Annotated in this window: 1 protein-coding gene; it reads left to right on the top strand. The window is 33.5% G+C overall.

Features of this window, described 5'->3' with window-relative positions; all coding sequences use genetic code 11:
• Nucleotides 1-414 (top strand): hypothetical protein (locus HMPREF1505_RS13425; protein WP_036922801.1); only part of this gene is annotated, 414 nt, incomplete at its 5' end.
• Nucleotides 415-664: the final 250 nt, after the last annotated feature.

Raw genomic sequence — 664 nt, forward strand, 5'->3', positions numbered from 1 at the left:
GAAGAAATTAACGCATATATTCAGAACTCGGAAGTTGTGGAACTGACAGATTTTACTTTTTTCGATGTGGAAGACATGGTAAGNTATGCAAGACANCCTTTGAGNCGCAACCATAGTACACTGTATAAAGATATAGCAAAAGTTTATTCGTCTGACAGAAAGAAAAATTTTGTATTAGAGACTTACGATGTCCCNGGCAGAATATCAGTAAATGCAGAACTTTTNCGAAGGAGTCCNAANATTTATCTTGTTGTTAATAAGGATGATTTGCATAATCCAAAATTAGGAAGTAAGGAAAAGCCTGTTCCTGCATTATTATGGTATACGGATCCAAATTATAAAAATTATGAAGTTTCTGAAGAGAATTATAGACATAGTGTAAAGGAATACCTTACCTATTGCCGAACTGAATAAAGAGAGAGTATAATAATTGGTTAATGGGTAAACTGAAGAGTTAGATAATATAGAAAAGATATATTAAAGCAAAAGAGCTCTATCAACAAAATGAAGACTTTCAAAATTAATGCACAAGGAATAGGTGCAGCCATAGGGTTATTGTTGGTAAATGGGATAGTTTATCTCATTTTCCATCGTACACCAGCAAGCGAAGAAGAAATTAACGCATATATTCAGAACTCGGAAGTTGTGGAACTGACAGATTTTA

It is taken from the genome of Prevotella sp. ICM33, from assembly GCF_000517825.1.
Classification (GTDB): Bacteria; Bacteroidota; Bacteroidia; order Bacteroidales; family Bacteroidaceae; genus Prevotella; species Prevotella melaninogenica.